General features: G+C 68.5%; 10 protein-coding genes and 2 pseudogenes. 3 read left to right on the plus strand and 9 right to left on the minus strand.

Going from position 1 to position 14991, the window contains the following annotated elements:
* Positions 1–32: 32 nt before the first annotated feature.
* The 8 genes and pseudogenes from RN02_RS24955 to RN02_RS24990 all read right to left on the minus strand — a co-directional run bounded on the left by RN02_RS24955 (position 33) and on the right by RN02_RS24990 (position 9958).
* Positions 33–893: an efflux RND transporter periplasmic adaptor subunit gene (locus RN02_RS24955; protein WP_043317682.1), complete on the minus strand. Its 861-nt coding sequence runs from the start codon at positions 891–893 to the stop codon at positions 33–35.
* Positions 894–906: 13 nt separating this feature from the next.
* Positions 907–1119 (minus strand): DUF1656 domain-containing protein, encoded by a 213-nt coding sequence (locus RN02_RS24960; RefSeq protein ID WP_009622113.1) that lies wholly within the window; start codon positions 1117–1119, stop codon positions 907–909.
* Positions 1106–3103, minus strand: coding sequence for an FUSC family protein (locus RN02_RS24965; RefSeq protein ID WP_082033886.1), 1998 nt, complete (start codon positions 3101–3103; stop codon positions 1106–1108). Before RN02_RS24965 ends, RN02_RS24960 begins: the two co-directional genes overlap by 14 nt.
* Before the next feature lie 629 nt (positions 3104–3732).
* Positions 3733–5124: pseudogene (gene aceF / locus RN02_RS24970) on the minus strand (dihydrolipoyllysine-residue acetyltransferase); the annotation flags it as partial.
* Positions 5060–7639 (minus strand): annotated as a pseudogene (gene aceE / locus RN02_RS24975) (pyruvate dehydrogenase (acetyl-transferring), homodimeric type); the annotation flags it as partial. The pseudogenes aceF and aceE, both read right to left, overlap by 65 nt.
* Positions 7640–7857: 218 nt before the next feature.
* The gene (locus RN02_RS24980; protein WP_043317686.1) at positions 7858–8832 is read right to left on the minus strand and encodes a DNA-binding protein; all 975 of its coding nucleotides are present in this window, start codon (positions 8830–8832) and stop codon (positions 7858–7860) included.
* A 153-nt stretch (positions 8833–8985) separates the two neighbouring features.
* Positions 8986–9300 (minus strand): hypothetical protein, encoded by a 315-nt coding sequence (locus RN02_RS24985; protein ID WP_043317688.1) that lies wholly within the window; start codon positions 9298–9300, stop codon positions 8986–8988.
* A gap of 148 nt (positions 9301–9448) precedes the next feature.
* A complete protein-coding gene (locus RN02_RS24990; RefSeq protein ID WP_043317690.1) occupies positions 9449–9958 on the minus strand; it encodes a DUF4142 domain-containing protein in 510 nt (169 codons plus the stop codon).
* A 169-nt stretch (positions 9959–10127) separates the two neighbouring features.
* On the opposite strand from RN02_RS24990, the gene RN02_RS24995 reads away from it, so the two are divergent.
* The 3 genes from RN02_RS24995 to RN02_RS25005 all read left to right on the plus strand — a co-directional run bounded on the left by RN02_RS24995 (position 10128) and on the right by RN02_RS25005 (position 14165).
* Positions 10128–10625 carry a sigma-70 family RNA polymerase sigma factor gene (locus RN02_RS24995; protein WP_043317692.1) on the plus strand — a complete coding sequence of 166 codons (498 nt, stop codon included), beginning with the start codon at positions 10128–10130 and terminating at the stop codon, positions 10623–10625.
* Between the two features lie 52 nt (positions 10626–10677).
* Positions 10678–11640, plus strand: a complete 963-nt coding sequence (locus RN02_RS25000; protein WP_043317693.1) for a FecR family protein — start codon at positions 10678–10680, stop codon at positions 11638–11640.
* 164 nt (positions 11641–11804) lie between these two features.
* Positions 11805–14165: a TonB-dependent siderophore receptor gene (locus RN02_RS25005; RefSeq protein WP_407733532.1), complete on the plus strand. Its 2361-nt coding sequence runs from the start codon at positions 11805–11807 to the stop codon at positions 14163–14165.
* Positions 14166–14561: 396 nt separating this feature from the next.
* Here RN02_RS25005 and RN02_RS25010 read toward each other — a convergent pair whose 3' ends face one another.
* On the minus strand, positions 14562–14939 hold the full coding sequence (locus tag RN02_RS25010) for a hypothetical protein (protein ID WP_043317695.1): 378 nt from the start codon (positions 14937–14939) through the stop codon (positions 14562–14564).
* Positions 14940–14991: the final 52 nt, after the last annotated feature.

Genomic DNA, 14991 nt, shown 5'->3' on the forward strand with positions numbered 1-14991 from the left:
GCGGCGTAGGAGCGGATCTCCTCCGCGACGCTCTAAGGGCTGGCGTCGATATTGACCGTGGCGGTCATGCCGGCGCTGAGGTGGATGTCCTTCGGCACCTCCAGCAGTTCGATGCGCACCGGGATGCGCTGGGCCAGGCGCACCCAGTTGAAGGTCGGCTCGACGTTGGCCAGCAACTGGGTGTCGGGCAGGGCGTTGCGGTCGGTGATGCCGCTGCTGATGCTCTGCACCCGGCCCTTGAGCACGCGTTCGCCGCTCATCAGCGTTACCCGCGCGCGCTGGCCGACGTGGATGCCGGGCAGCTTGGTTTCCTCGAAGTAGGCGGTGACGTAGAACGAGCCCTGGTCCACCAGGGCCATGGCGGCCTGGCCGGTCTGCGCGTAGTTGCCCTGGGCCAGGCGCAGGTTGGTCACCTGGCCGTCGCGCGGGGCGCGCACCTCGCTGCGCTGCAGGTTGATCTCGGCCAGGCGCGCCGCGGCCAGGGCTTCCTGGTACTGGCTGTTGGCGATGTTGGCGTTGAGCTGCGCGGTCTCGCGGTCCTCGGCGCTGATCGCCGCGCTGGTCAGGCGCTTGCGGCGGTTGGCCTCGCTCTGCCGCAGCAGGTATTCCTGCTTGCGCGTCTCGGCCAGGGCGCGGGCCTGGTCGAGGTTGGCCTGGTAGCGGTCGCGGTCGATGCGCATCAACAGGTCGCCGGCCTTGACCTTCTGGTTGTCGACGATGGGCAACTCGGTGACCCAGCCGGACACGTCCGGGGCGATCACCACCACGTCGGCGCGCACCCGGGCGTCCCGCGTCCAGGGCGAGAGCATGTAGTAGCGCCACAGCCAGAGCCCCGCCAGCACGGCGGCGGCGACCACCAGCAGGGTGGTCAGCACTCGCAGGAAGCCTCGCACGCAACGCTCCTCTTTATCCGTTGACGACGCCGGCGCACCAGGTGACGGCGGCCAGCAGCAGGGTGAACAGGGCGCAGTCGAACAGCGCCTCGTGCCAGATCCAGCGCCCCGCCGGCGTGGCCTGCAGCAGCTTGCGCAGCGCGATGGTCAGGGCCAGGGCGAGCAGCGCGTAGAGGAACATCGGGCTGACGTAGACGCCGCCCAGGGGCTGTTCAACCAGGGCCATGCTCGTCCTCCAGGCGGCACCAGGCGCGCCAGGTGTTGCTCAACTGGCGCAGCGCGGCGCGGGCCAGGCGGTTGTTCTCGGCCAGGTGGCCGGGGTCGCTGCGCAGGGCGGCGTCCAGTTCGTTGCAGAGTTCGTCCAGGCGCGCCTCGCGCCCCGGGGCCGGGCCGGTCTGGAACAGGTCGCCCAGGTTGTCGAGGAAGGCCTGCCGGCGCTTGCGCAGCACGCCGCGGGCGCCGGCCAGGCAGTGGCGCAGGTGCAGCAGCTCGCTGCCCATGTCCAGCGCCAGCAGGCCGTCGAGCCAGCGCCGCTGCATGGCCTGGGGCAGCAGCGCGTAGTGCCGCGCCAGGCGGATCAGGCGGTCGGCCATGCGCCCGCCGAACCAGCTTTCCGCCTGCTCCAGCGGGTAGCGGGTGAGGCGCCCCAGGTCCAGCGCCATGGCCTGGCCCAGGCGGCGGATCACCCAGTCCGGCGGCAACGCCAGCAGGCGGAACACCATGGCGGCGAAGCCCACGCCGATGACCGTGGCCTGGGCCGAGTTGAGCAGGCTGGCGAAGTCGTAGTGCATGTCGTTGCGCGGCGCGATGAAGGTGATGAACTGGATGGCGAAGGTGGTGGCGGTGCCGATCAGCGCCGGCGGCCCGGCCATGCCCAGTGCGGCGAAGAACAGCGGCACGCCCAGGGCCATGCACAGCAGGGGGAAGCCGTTCCACTGCGGCAGCAGCCACTGGTCCACCACTATGGCGGCCAGCAGCGCGTAGAGGATGCCGCGCAGGAAGCTCATGCTCAGCTCCACGGCGTTGTCGCGGTTGGCGAACAGGCTGCAGAGGATGCCGGCCATGAGCATGCCGCCCACCGCCGCCGGCCAGGCGCTGGCCAGCCAGAAGGCGGCGATGCCCAGCAGCGCCAGGGCGCTGCGCAGGCCGTAGAACAGCGCCATCAGCCAGTCGCGGTGCCAGGACAGGCCGCTGCTGGCATCACCGCTGAACTCGCCGCTGGCCACCCCGGCGGCGGCCTTTTCGGCGGCTTCGACCTTGATCAGCAACACCGCGCAGCGCGCCAGGCAATAGCGCAGGTCGTTGTCCAGGGCCTCGTCGGCGCTGGCCTGCAGCAGGCGGTCGCGCAGCGCCTGCAACTGTTCGGGGGCGTGGCGCGGCAGCAGTGCTAGCAACTCGTCGAGCCAGGGTTGCAATTGCGCTTGCGCTTCGGGCGAGAGCACCTGCCGCTGGCGCGATGCCCCGCGGGCGGTGCGCAGCAGGCTCAGCACGTCGCGCGACAGGGTGCGCAAGGCCAACGCGCGACGCTGGCCCTGGTGCCCTTCGAACCAGGCGTGGTCGCGCTGGGCGTCGGCGGCGACGATCCGGCCGAGCAACTGGAGGATGCCCTCCGGCTCGCGGGCCTGGCCGCGCAGCGCGTTGGCCGCCGCCTGCAGAGCGGCGTCCAGGGTTTCGCGGGCGACCCGCGCGAGGTTTTCCTCGACCCGCTGCGGCCACAGGGTGGCGCTGACCACCGAGGCGCAGACGATGCCCAGGCAGATTTCCGTGCAGCGCGCCACGGCCTGGTCGAACACCTGCAACGGCACGTTGATCGCCGGCAGGGCGATGATCGCCACCGTGTAGCCGGACAGCACGAAGGCGTAGGAGACGTGGTTGCGCAGCAGGGTCGAAGCGGCGGTGCACAGGCCCATCCACAGTGCCACCACCAGCAGGAACAGCCAGGGCGTCTGGGCGAACAGGGCCATGATGAGCACCGCCATGCTGGTCCCGACCAGGGTGCCGAGCAGGCGGAACAGGCCCTTGGCGACGACCATCCCGGACAACGGCTGGGACACGATGAACACCGTCATCAGCGCCCATTGCGGCTGTTCCAGGTCCAGGCGGAAGGACAGCCAGAGGGCGATGCCGCCGGCCAGCAGGGTCTTGCCGGCGAAGCGCAGGGCAGGGCCGCTGGGGGCGATGAAGGCGGTCAGGGCAGGGCTGGCTAACACGGCGTCGACAGGCTCCGGCTGAGGCTTGCGGCCCGCTCAGGTGGCGCGCATCAAGGGCGGCGCGGCCCCGTTATCGGGAAGCATAGTCGATGGGGGCGGTTCGCTTTGGGGCATGGGGGTTAGAGGGAAGGAGGTTGGCAGTGGAGTGCGGGTGGCGTCCGTTGCCCTCACCCCAGCCCTCTCCCGGAGGGAGAGGGGGCCGTTTGGAGCGGGGGGTGAGTTCGGAGTTGTCCTGTACTCCTCACTACCCCCGCCATTCCCGCGAACGCGGGACGCGGCTCCATCACCAACAGCGCTTGCGCTGGCCCGAAGGGAAATAACCCAGTGCTTTGCACGTGGGTTCAGGGAATTTGGTGATTGCGCTTCACGCTGAACGGTTCCCTCTCCCGCTTGCGGGGGAGGGTTAGGGTGGGGGAGCGGAGTAGAGGTTTGGCAGTGGAGTGTCGGCGGAGCCCGTTGCCCTCACCCCAGCCCTCTCCCGGAGGGAGAGGGGGCCGTTCGGAGTGGTTGGCGAAGACGGAGTTGTCCTGGGACCCCTGTGCGCCCTGCGCGCGATTCGCAGGCCGCACCGGGGGCTCGCTCCTACGAAAAGCGTTGATAGCCGGCGGCGCGGATCACAGCAGCAGCGTTCGGATGTCCCCCAGCAGTTCGCCCAGGCGTTTGGTGAAGCGCGCCGCGGCGGCGCCGTTGATCACCCGGTGGTCGTAGGACAGCGACAGCGGCAGCATCAGCCGCGGCTGGAAGGCCTTGCCGTCCCACACCGGCTGCAGGGTGGCCTTGCTCACACCCAGGATCGCCACTTCCGGCGCATTGACGATCGGCGTGAAGCCGGTGCCGCCGATGTGGCCGAGGCTGGAGATGGTGAAGCAGGCGCCCTGCATGGCGTCGGCCGAGAGCTTCTTGGTGCGCGCCTTTTCCGCCAGTTCGGCGGCTTCGGCGGCCAGCTGCAGCAGACTCTTGCGGTCGACGTCGCGGATCACCGGCACCAGCAGGCCGTCCGGGGTGTCCACGGCGAAGCCGAGGTGCACGTACTTCTTGCGGATCAGCGCCTTGCCGCTGGGGGCCAGGGAGCTGTTGAAGTCCGGCAGTTCCTTCAGCAGGTGCGCGCAGGCCTTGAGCAGGATCGGCAGGATGGTCAGCTTGGTGCCGGCCTTTTCCGCCGCCGCCTTCTGCGCCACGCGGAAGGCTTCCACCTCGGTGATGTCGGCCGACTCGAACTGGGTCACGTGGGGCACGTTCAGCCAGCTGCGGTGCAGGTTGGCGGCGCCGACCTGCATCAGGCGGGTCATGGCCACTTCTTCCACTTCGCCGAACTTGCTGAAGTCGACTTCCGGGATCGGCGGGATGCCCGTGCCTGCCGCCGCGCCTTTCGGCCGTTGCAGCTGCTGCTTGACGAACAGTTGCACGTCTTCCTTGAGGATGCGGCCTTTCGGGCCGGTGGCCTGCACTTCGGCCAGCTCGACGCCGAACTCGCGGGCCAGCATGCGCACGGCCGGGCCGGCGTGGACCTTGGTGCCGTCGCGGCTGGGTGCGCCCACCGGTGGCGGCGCCTCTGTCTTCGCCGGCGCGGCGGCGGGCTTGGCTTCCGGCGCAGGTGCTTTCGTCGCTACCGGTGCCGAGGGTGCTGCTGCCGGAGCCGCATCGCCCTCGGCCTCCAGTTCGAGGATTTCGTCGCCTTCCTTCAGGGTGTCGCCCACCTTGACCTTGATGCTCTTCACCACCCCGGCCTTGGGCGCGGGGATTTCCATGCTGGCCTTGTCGGATTCGAGGGTCAGCAGGCTCTGCTCGGTCTCGATCTTGTCGCCGACCTTGACCAGCAACTCGATGACTTCACCCTGGCCGTTGCCGATGTCGGGTACGCGGATCAGCTCGCTCACGGTGGCCTCCTCAGCAGTCCAGGGGGTTGCGCTTGTTCGGGTCGAGGCCGAGCTTGACGATAGTCTCGGCGACCACCTTGGGCTCGATGTCGCCGCGGTCGGCCAGGGACTCCAGCGCGGCCAGGACGATCCAGCGGCGGTCCACCTCGAAGAAGTCGCGCAACTTGCGGCGGCTGTCGCTGCGGCCGAAGCCGTCGGTGCCCAGCACCTTGTATTCCTTGCCCGGCACCCACTGGCGGATCTGCTCGGCGTACAGCTTCATGTAGTCGGTGGAGGCGATGACCGGGCCCTTGCGGCCTTCCAGGCATTGCTCGACGTAGCTCAACCTGGGCTTCTGCTCCGGGTGCAGGCGGTTCCAGCGTTCGGTGGCCAGGCCGTCGCGGCGCAGTTCGTTGAAGCTGGGCACCGACCAGACGTCGGCGCCGATGCCGAAGTCCTCGCGCAAAATCTTCGCCGCGGCTTCCACCTCGCGCAGGATGGTGCCCGAGCCCAGCAGCTGCACGTGGTGGGCGGCGTCCTTCCTGTCCTCCTCCAGCAGGTACATGCCGCGGATGATGCCTTCCTCCGCGCCGGCGGGCATCGCCGGGTGCGGGTAGTTCTCGTTCATCACGGTGATGTAGTAGAAGATGTTTTCCTGCTCCTGCAGCATGCGCCGCGCGCCGTCATGGATGATCACCGCCAGCTCGTAGGCGTAGGTCGGGTCGTAGGTGCGGATGTTCGGGATCACCGAGGCGAGCACGTGGCTCTGGCCGTCCTCGTGCTGCAGGCCTTCGCCGTTCAGGGTGGTGCGCCCGGCGGTGCCGCCGAGCAGGAAGCCGCGGACCATGGCGTCGCCGGCGGCCCAGGCCAGGTCGCCGATGCGCTGGAAGCCGAACATCGAATAGAAGATGTAGAACGGCAGCATCGGCTGGCGGTAGTTGCTGTAGGCGTTGCCGGCGGCGATGAACGAGGACATGGCGCCGGCCTCGGTGATGCCTTCCTCGAGGATCTGGCCCTTCTTGTCTTCGCGGTAGAACATCAGCTGTTCCCTGTCGACCGGCTCGTACAGCTGGCCCACCGAGGAATAGATGCCGAGCTGGCGGAACATGCCCTCCATGCCGAAGGTGCGCGCTTCGTCGGGGATGATGGGGACGATGCGGGGGCCCATTTCCTTGTCCTTGAGCAACTGCGAGATGATCCGCACGAAGGCCATGGTGGTGGAGATTTCGCGGTCGCCGGTGCTGTCGAGCAGGGCCTTGAGGGTGTCCAGCGGCGGCACCGGCACGCTGAAGGCGTTGCCCGGGCGGTGCGGCACCGAGCCGCCCAGCTCGGCACGGCGCTCGGCCAGGTACCTGGCCTCGGCGCTGCCGGGCTCGGGTTTGTAGAAGGGCACTTTCTCCAGGTCCGCATCGCGGATCGGGATGTTGAAGCGGTCGCGGAAGGCGCGCAGGCTGGCCACGTCTATCTCGTGGATGTTGTGGGCGATGTTCTTCGCCTCGCCGGTGCCGGTGCCGTAGCCCTTGATGGTCTTGGCCAGGATCACGCTCGGCTGGCCCTTGTGGTTCACCGCCGCGTGGTAGGCCGCATAGACCTTGTAGGGGTCGTGGCCGCCGCGGTTGAGGTTCCAGATTTCTTCGTCGGAGAGGTCCTTGACCATCTCCAGCAGCTCCGGGCGGGTGCCGAAGAAGTGCTCGCGCACGTAGGCGCCGTCCTTGGCCTTGTAGTTCTGGTAGTCGCCATCCACCGCCTCGTCCATCCGCGCCTGCAGCAGGCCGGCGGTGTCCTTGGCGAACAGCGGGTCCCAGAGACGGCCCCAGATGACCTTGATGACGTTCCAGCTGGCGCCGCGGAACACGCCTTCCAGTTCCTGGATGATCTTGCCGTTGCCGCGCACCGGGCCGTCGAGGCGCTGCAGGTTGCAGTTGACCACGAAGATCAGGTTGTCCAGCTTCTCGCGCCCGGCCAGGGAGATGGCGCCGAGGGATTCGGGCTCGTCGGTCTCGCCGTCGCCGAGGAAGCACCACACGCGCTGTTGGCCCGGGGGGATGAAGCCGCGGCTTTCCAGGTACTTCATGAAGCGCGCCTGGTAGATCGCCTGGATCGGCCCCAGGCCCATGGACACGGTGGGGAATTGCCAGAAGTCCGGCATCAGCCAGGGGTGCGGGTAGGACGACAGGCCGTGGCCGTCCACCTCCTGGCGGAAGTTCTCCAGCTGCTCCTCGCTCAGGCGCCCCTCGATGAAGGCGCGGGCGTAGATGCCGGGGGAGGCGTGGCCCTGGAAGTAGATGAGGTCGCCGCCGTGTTCCTCGGTGGGGGCGCGGAAGAAGTAGTTGAAGCCGATGTCGTAGAGCGTCGCCGAGGAGGCGAAGGTGGAGATGTGCCCACCCAGGGACGGGTCCTTGTGGTTGGCGCGCATCACCATGGCCAGGGCGTTCCAGCGCACCAGCGAGCGGATGCGCCGTTCCATGAACAGGTCGCCGGGCATGCGCGCCTCGTGGGTCACCGGGATGGTGTTGCGGTACGGGGTGGTGATGGCGTAGGGCAACTGGGTGCCGGTGCGGCTGGCCAGCTCGCCCATGCGCGTCATCAGGTAGTGGGCGCGCTCTTCGCCTTCGCGGTCGAGCACCGACTCCAGGGCGTCCAGCCACTCCTGGGTTTCAACGGGATCGATATCGTGCATTGCGGAATACCTTGCCGGTTGCGATAGGTCCACGCTTGTTCAGCGCCCCGGGCAATCCCCCGGCCGAAGGGGCCGGAAAGCCGCTGGACCAATCGCCGGCAGGGCCGACGTCCCGGCTTGCGGGAGGCTGCTGGTCGCTGCGAAAGAAACCCGGGTGGTCGCTATAGCCTAGCTGGCAAGACGCGGGGCGCCACCGGCAATAAGTCGCAGAAGGCCCTTCAGGGCGCGCCCGGCGCTTCGTCGCGCAGCGCCAGGCTCAGCTCCTGCAGGCGCTGTTGCAGTGTCTGCAATTGCCGGGATTGCTCGCGGCCGTGCTGTTCCAGGCGCGCCAGTTCCTCGCCCTGGGCCAGGTTGCGCTGCTCCAGCACCGAGCGGGCGCCTTCGGCCTGGGCCCGCTCCTGGCGCAGGGCTTCCATCGCCAGGGCGTGGCGGGCCAGTTGTTGCTGCTGTTCCTGCTGCTGGTCGCGCAGCAGGCGGGCCTCGGTGAGCAGGCGCGCGTTGTCGCGGTTCAGCCGCGTCAGCTCGTCCTGGCGCGCGGCCAGGTGCCGCTGCGACTGGCGCAGTTCTTCCGTCAGCTGCTGCAACTGGGCCTGGTGCTGGCGTTGCTCCTGTTCCCGCTGTTCCTTCGTGGCCTGGCGCTGCTGCTCCAGGGCGAAGCGGGCGTGGTTGTGCTTTTCCTCCAGCGAGGCGATCTGCGCGTCACGCTCGCGCAGGCGGGTTTCCAGGTCGCCGGCGGCCTGGCGCAGGCGCGCGCTGGTCAGCTCGCCCTGGTGCTTCTGCTGGCGCGTCTGTTCCAGCTGCTCGCGGGTTTCCCGCAGTTGCGTCTCCAGCGCCTGGTTCTGCGCCTGCAATTGCTCGATGCGCGCTTGGGCGTTACTGATCTGCTGCTGATAGTCCAGGCGCTCGCGGGACAGCCGGGCGCGGTCCTCGGCCACCGAGTCGCGGGCTTCCTGCTGCAGACGCTCGGCCAGCTGAGTGACCAGATTGCCCAGTTCCTCGCTGAGGGAGAGGGGATGCCCGGTCGTGCCGCCGGCTTCCGCCTCCAGTTCCTTCAGGTAGCGGTGGATGGTGGTCTTGGAACCGGTGTTGCCCAGCTCGACGCGCAGGGCATCGATGCTCGGGTTTTCCCCGCGGGCCAGTATGGCCATACGTGCTTTCTGTACCAACGCCTTGTTGATTCCGCCCCGTGCCATGGCCGCTCCAGTGATTTCGTACCGTACTACGTGGTATGTAATTACATACTAAAAATACGCGATGCGAAAGCGCCCAATGCGCCGCCCCTGAGGGCGGCGGGTAGGGGGGGATTCGAAGGTCGATGAGCAGAGTGGGGCGGGCGTGGCGCCGGTTCAGCGCCGGCGGCTCACCAGGCAGACGGCGGCCAGCGCCCCGCAGGTGGCGGCGAGGATGAGCGCGACCTGCCAGGGATGCTCGCTGGCATAGTCGCCGCCTCGGCGCAGCGCGCGCCGGCCCTGGTAGGCCAGGCGGTCGCCGATGGCCTGGCAGTCGTCGCTCAGGTGGCGCAGGCGCGCCTTGAACGCGGGGATGTCCTTGGCAGCCAGCTCGCGGCCGCCATCGAGCAGCGCCGTGAGTTCGTCGACCAGGTTCTGCAGTTCGGCCACGCTGTCGTGGCGGCGGGAGGGAAACCATCGATGCGGGGTCATGGGGTTCTCCTGTGGTGTCTTCGGGCGGCCTGGTCCGGGGCGTTGCCCGGCGCCGTCCGCGGTTGATCGTCCCCAGTAGGTTTAGCCGGTTTCCTTCGGCAGAGGCCGGCGCCCGACGAGGGTTCGGGGATTCGGATGGCCGCGGCGCTCAGCCGGAACCGTGGGCCTGGGCCAGTTGGCGGGCCATCTGCAGGTGCAGGCGCAGCACCGCCAGGTTGTTCTGGGCGAATTGCCGCAGGTCCTCGTCCTCGGTCTGTTGCGCCGCTTCGCTGAACAGCTGCAGCGCCTCTTCCTGGGCGCGGACCTGGCTGCTGGCGAAGGCCGCGTCGAAGTCGTCCTGGCGCGCCTCCAGGTCCTTCAGCCTGGCGCGGCTGGCCTCGTCGGGCCCTTCCGCCAACTGCAGCTGGCGGCTTTCGGCCAGGGTCTTGAGCTGGACCTGGGCCTTGGTGTTGTCGTCGATGAGGTGGACGGCGAAGGTCTTCACGTCCGCCGAGCGGCTCTTGCTCAGCGCCAGCTTGGCCGCGCCCACATTGGCCAGGCTGGTGGCCGAGGCGCGGCTGACGAAATCCTGCACCCCGGTATCGGCCGCCAGCAGTGGTGCGGATACCAGCAGGGCGCCCCAGAACAGGGCGCCGCGGAGGATGCCAGTGCCTTTCATGTTCGATGCTCCTTACTCGTTGCGTTGCGTCTACATGGGTTGACGGGCGCAGGCGCCCCGGGGTTCCGGAGGCTTGCCGGGGAAATGCCGCGGGAAGTTGCCGGGCGGAGATTGCACGTGGAAAACAGGAAGCATTACCATTTGCTGATTCTTCGCGTTTATTCCTCCCATGCCCGCCAAACCCCCGCGCAAGCCTGGCCTCTTCGAACACTACGAGGAGCTCATCGGAGCCTGGACCCGCCGCCTGCGCAATCGGCACGAGGCGGAGGACCTGGCCCACGACACCTACCTGCGCCTGCTGGAAGCCCCGCAGGCCACGGTGGCGCAGCCGCGCGCCTACCTGCACCGCACGGCGCGCAACCTGGCCATCGACGCCTTCCGCCGTGAGCAGGCGCACCCGCCGGTGGGCATGGAGCACCTGGACGAGCACGAAGCGCCCGACGGCGACCCGGAGACCACCATGCACGCGGTACAGCTGGCCAGTTCCATCGAACGCGCCCTGGCCGAACTGCCGGCCAATTGCCGCAAGGTATTCGTCTGGCAGAAGCTGGAGGGGCTGTCCCAGGCGGAAATCGCCGAGCGCCTGGGGTTGAGCAAGAACATGGTGGAAAAATATATGATCCGTACCCTGCGCCACCTCAGGGACCGCCTGGGCGACACACCGTGATGAAGGACCAGCCAGTGAAACCGAGCCCAAGCACCTCGCCGGGGAGCGCCCCATGGCGTTGACCGAACAACCGCGCGACGCCGCCGCCCGCTGGTTCGCGCGGGTGCAGGACGGCGCCCTGGACGCCGCCGAGCAGGCCGCCTTCGACGCCTGGCTGGCGACGCCGGAACACCGCCATGAATTCGAGCAGCTGCAGCGCCTGTGGGGCGCCGCCGACCTGATCCCGGCGCAGCGCCTGCGCGAACTGGCTGCCGACGAGCCGGTCGCCTTGCGTCCGCAAAAGACCCGACGGCGCTGGCCGGCGTTCGCCGCGGCGGCCTGCGTGGCCGGGCTGGCCGCTGGCATCGCGCTGTTCAGCGGCTGGGGCCGCGACTACAGCGCCGAGTTTCACACCGCCCTGGGCGAGCGCCGCCAGGTGGAGCTGCCCGACGGCAGCCAACTGGAACTCAACGGCAATACCCGCCTGCAGGTACGCTTCCGAGACCAGCGCCGCGACGTGACCCTGGAGCGCGGCGAGGCCATGTTCAGCGTCGCCCATGCCGCCGACAGGCCCTTCGTGGTCGACGCCGGCCTGGGCGCGGTGACTGTCACTGGCACGCGCTTCGACGTGCGCCGCGACGCCGACGAGGTGCGGGTGGCGGTGGAGGAGGGCAAGGTACGGGTCGCCGGGCGTGAAGCGGCCAGTGCCGAGCAACTGCTGACCGCGGGCCTGGGCACGCACATCGACGCCCAGGGGCGGGTGGCGCCGGCCACGGCCACCGATGTCGCCGCGCAGACCGCCTGGCGCGACGGGCGCCTGGTGTTCAATGGCGCGAGCCTGGCCGAAGTGGCCCGCGAGGTTTCCCGCTACCGCGCCCAGCCGCTGCGCGTCGGTAGCCCGGAAGTGGCGAAGATGCGCCTGACCAGCGTGTTCCGCGTGGACGACACCGACGCGCTGCTGATGGCGCTGCCGCACCTGCTGCCGGTCAAGGTGCGGACCTTGGCCGATGGCTCAAGCGAAATAATTCTCCGTTAGATTCAGGTTTTCATCGCCCTGTTTCGTCTTCCCCGGCAAAGGCTCGCAAGGCCCGTTTCCTGCGCGCCGCCATTGGGACCTCAAGGAACAGGAACATCGTGACCAACCCTTCGCTCCGCCGCTCCAACCGCACCGCCCGCCACCTGCTGCCGCTGGCCCTGAGCCTGGCCATCGCCGCCGCCACCGGCCAGGCCCAGGCCGCCCAGGTGGACATCCGCCCGATGCCGCTGAACGACGCGCTCAAGCAACTGGGCCAGCAGACCTCGCTGCAACTGTTCTTCACCCCCGACCTGGTGGAAGGCAAGCAGGCCCCGGCGGTCAGCGGCGAGCTGACTCCGGAACAGGCCCTGGAACGCCTGCTGCAGGGCAGCGGCCTGGACTATGAGGTGGTCGGCAACGGCATCGTCCTGCGCAAGCGCGCGGCCGGCGCCGACGAACCGCTGCAGATGGAATCCTCCGAGGTGAAGGTGGTCGGCGACTGGCTGGCCGACGCCCAGGAGCGCGACGTGCAGAACCACCCCGGCGCGCGCACCGTGGTGCGCCGCGAGGCCATGCAGGAGAAGGGTGTGGTCAGCGTGCGTGAAGCTTTGCGCGGCATTCCCGGCGTGCAGGTGCAGGACAACAATGGCACCGGCGGCAGCGACGTCTCCCTCAACGTCGGCGTGCGCGGCCTGACCTCGCGCCTGTCGCCGCGCTCGACCATCCTCATCGACGGCGTGCCGGCCGCGGTGGCGCCCTACGGCCAGCCACAGCTGTCGATGTTCCCCGGCGTGGCCGGCAGCTACGACAGCATCGACGTGGTGCGTGGCGCCGGCTCCGTGCGCTACGGCCCGCAGAACGTCGGCGGGGTGATCAACTTCGTCACCCGCGCCATCCCCGAGAAGTTCTCCGGCGAAGTGGGCACCACCGTCGAGCACGCCGGCCACGGCGGCTGGAAGCAGATGCACAACGCCTTCATCGGCGGCACCGCGGACAACGGCATCGGCATGGCCCTGCTGTATTCCGGGGTGAAGGGCGACGGCTACCGCGACAGCAACAATCACAACGACATCGACGACGTCACCCTGAAGACCCATTGGGCGCCCACCGACGCCGACGATTTCGCCCTGAACCTGCACTACTACGACGGCACCGCCGACATGCCCGGCGGCCTGACCCAGGCCCAGTACGACCACGACCCGTACCAGTCGGTGCGCGACTACGACAACTTCCGCGGCCGCCGCAGCGACGGCTCGTTCAAGTGGACGCGCAAGATCGACGACCTGACCCAGCTGGAAGTGCTGACCTACTACAGCGACAGCTTCCGCGGCAGCGACATCGCCAACCGCGACCTCAAGACCCTCGCGTCCTACCCGCGCAACTACCACACCTTCGGCTTCGAGCCGCGCGTCTCGCGAATCTTCTTCGTCGGCCCGACCACCCAGGAGGCGAGCATCGGCTACCGCTACCTGAAGGAAGACATGGAAGAGCGCGCCTCCCAGGTGGCCCTGGTGAACAACGTGCCGACGCCGCAACCCGGCGCCGACGGCCACATCTACCAGGACCGCACCGGCGGCACCGAGGCCAACTCGCTGTACATCGACGACAAGATCGACGTCGGCAACTGGACGGTCACTCCCGGCATCCGCTTCGAGCGCATCTCCACCGACTGGCAGGACCGCCCGGTGCTGGACAACAAGGGCAAGCCGGTGCAGGCCAAGAACCGCGGCAAGGACTACAACGAGCCGCTGCCGGCGCTGAGCGTGATGTACCACGTCTCCGACGCCTGGAAGCTGTTCGCCAACTACGAGACCTCCTTCGGCAGCCTGCAGTACTTCCAGCTCGGCCAGGGCGGCCACGGCGACCAGACCGCCGACGGCCTGGAGCCGGAGAAGGCGCGCACCTACGAGATCGGCACGCGCTACGACGACGGCGCCTTCGGCGGCGAGGTGACGCTGTTCTACATCGACTTCGACGACGAACTGCAGTACATCAGCAACGACGTGGGCTGGACCAACCTGGGCGCCACCAGGCACCAGGGCATCGAGACCTCCGCGCACTACGACCTGGCCGCGCTGGACCCGCGCCTGGAAGGCCTGACCGCCTACGGCACCCTGACCTACACCCGCGCCACCTACGAAGGCGAGATCCCCGGCTTCAAGGGCCGCGACCTGCCGTTCTACTCGCGCCAGGTAGCGACCCTGGGCCTGCGCTACGTGCGCGACCGCTGGACCTACAACGTCGACGCCTTCGCCCAGTCCGCCCAACGCGCCCCCGGCCCGAGCACCAATGCCGACGGCAGCTTCACCCACAACTACATCACCGAACCGACCGCCGACGGCCAGTACGGCGACATCCCCGGCTACGCCCTGTGGAACGCCCGTGTGGGCTACGACTTCGGCCCGCAACTGTCCAACCTCAAGCTCGGCGCGGGGGTGAAGAACCTCTTCGACAAGGAGAGCTTCACCCGCTCCGGCGACAACAACGCCGGCATCTACGTCGGCCAGCCGCGGACGTTCTTCGTGCAGGCCAGTGTGGGGTTCTGAGGGGACAGTTCGGCGTCAGCCGGAAACTCCGATGTTGCCGGCTGGCACGGTATTTCGCCTGAGCACGGAAGCCCCCTCTCCCTTCAGGGAGAGGGCTGGGGAGAGGGAACGGAGTTTGATCCGAGGTACGGTGTTTCTCCGGACGCCATGTTTCCCCCTCCCTAACCCTCCCCCGCAAGCGGGAGAGGGGACTGTCCGGTGTGAACAGGAAGTCCTGAGTCAGCCGGAAAGGTCTGCACCGCGCTCGCGTTCCGTAGGATGGGTTGAGTTTGCGAAACCCATGCTGTCATGGCGATGGGTATCGCTCCGCTCAACCCATCCTACGCCGGGGTTTCGGCTGGCACGGCTTCTCGTAGGAGCGCGCCCTGCGCGCGATTTCGCGGGCAGGGCCCGCTCCTACGCGCTGAACCGGCGAATCGCCTCCAGCACCGTATCGCGATCACCACGCAAGGGCTGCCTGCCCAGGTATTCGACGAACCGCGGATCATCCAGCAGCGCCAGGAAACGCCCACCATCCTCGGTCAGTCGCTCGCCATCGCTGGGAGTGCCGACCTCGTTGCCGTGGTAGATGCCCTCCAGCAACCCCAGGCGGCGCAACAGGTCGGTGAGGATCAGGGCATTGGCGATGACCACGTCGGCATCCGGCGTTTCCGCGCCCAGGCGGCGGTGCAGTTCGGCATGGTAGTGGCGGGCGATGGCCTCCACCGGGAAGGGCCCGCCGTCGGCGCGAAGGGCGCCGTCGAGCAGGCGCCGGGTCAGTTCCAGGTCGATCATGGCTTGGCCTCCGTCACTGCGCGCGGTCTCCTCGCATGTATATTTCAATGGT

The sequence above is a fragment of the Pseudomonas sp. PI1 genome, assembly GCF_000812405.1.
Lineage (GTDB): Bacteria > Pseudomonadota > Gammaproteobacteria > Pseudomonadales > Pseudomonadaceae > Pseudomonas > Pseudomonas citronellolis.

Excerpts from the sequence above, each read along its gene's own strand:
- RN02_RS24960 (WP_009622113.1), bottom strand. The coding sequence starts at position 1,119 with ATGGCCCTGGTTGAACAGCCCCTGGGCGGCGTCTACGTCAGCCCGATG.
- RN02_RS24980 (WP_043317686.1), bottom strand. The coding sequence starts at position 8,832 with ATGGCACGGGGCGGAATCAACAAGGCGTTGGTACAGAAAGCACGTATG.
- RN02_RS24985 (WP_043317688.1), bottom strand. The coding sequence starts at position 9,300 with ATGACCCCGCATCGATGGTTTCCCTCCCGCCGCCACGACAGCGTGGCC.
- RN02_RS24990 (WP_043317690.1), bottom strand. The coding sequence starts at position 9,958 with ATGAAAGGCACTGGCATCCTCCGCGGCGCCCTGTTCTGGGGCGCCCTG.
- RN02_RS24995 (WP_043317692.1), top strand. The coding sequence starts at position 10,128 with ATGCCCGCCAAACCCCCGCGCAAGCCTGGCCTCTTCGAACACTACGAG.
- RN02_RS25000 (WP_043317693.1), top strand. The coding sequence starts at position 10,678 with ATGGCGTTGACCGAACAACCGCGCGACGCCGCCGCCCGCTGGTTCGCG.
- RN02_RS25010 (WP_043317695.1), bottom strand. The coding sequence starts at position 14,939 with ATGATCGACCTGGAACTGACCCGGCGCCTGCTCGACGGCGCCCTTCGC.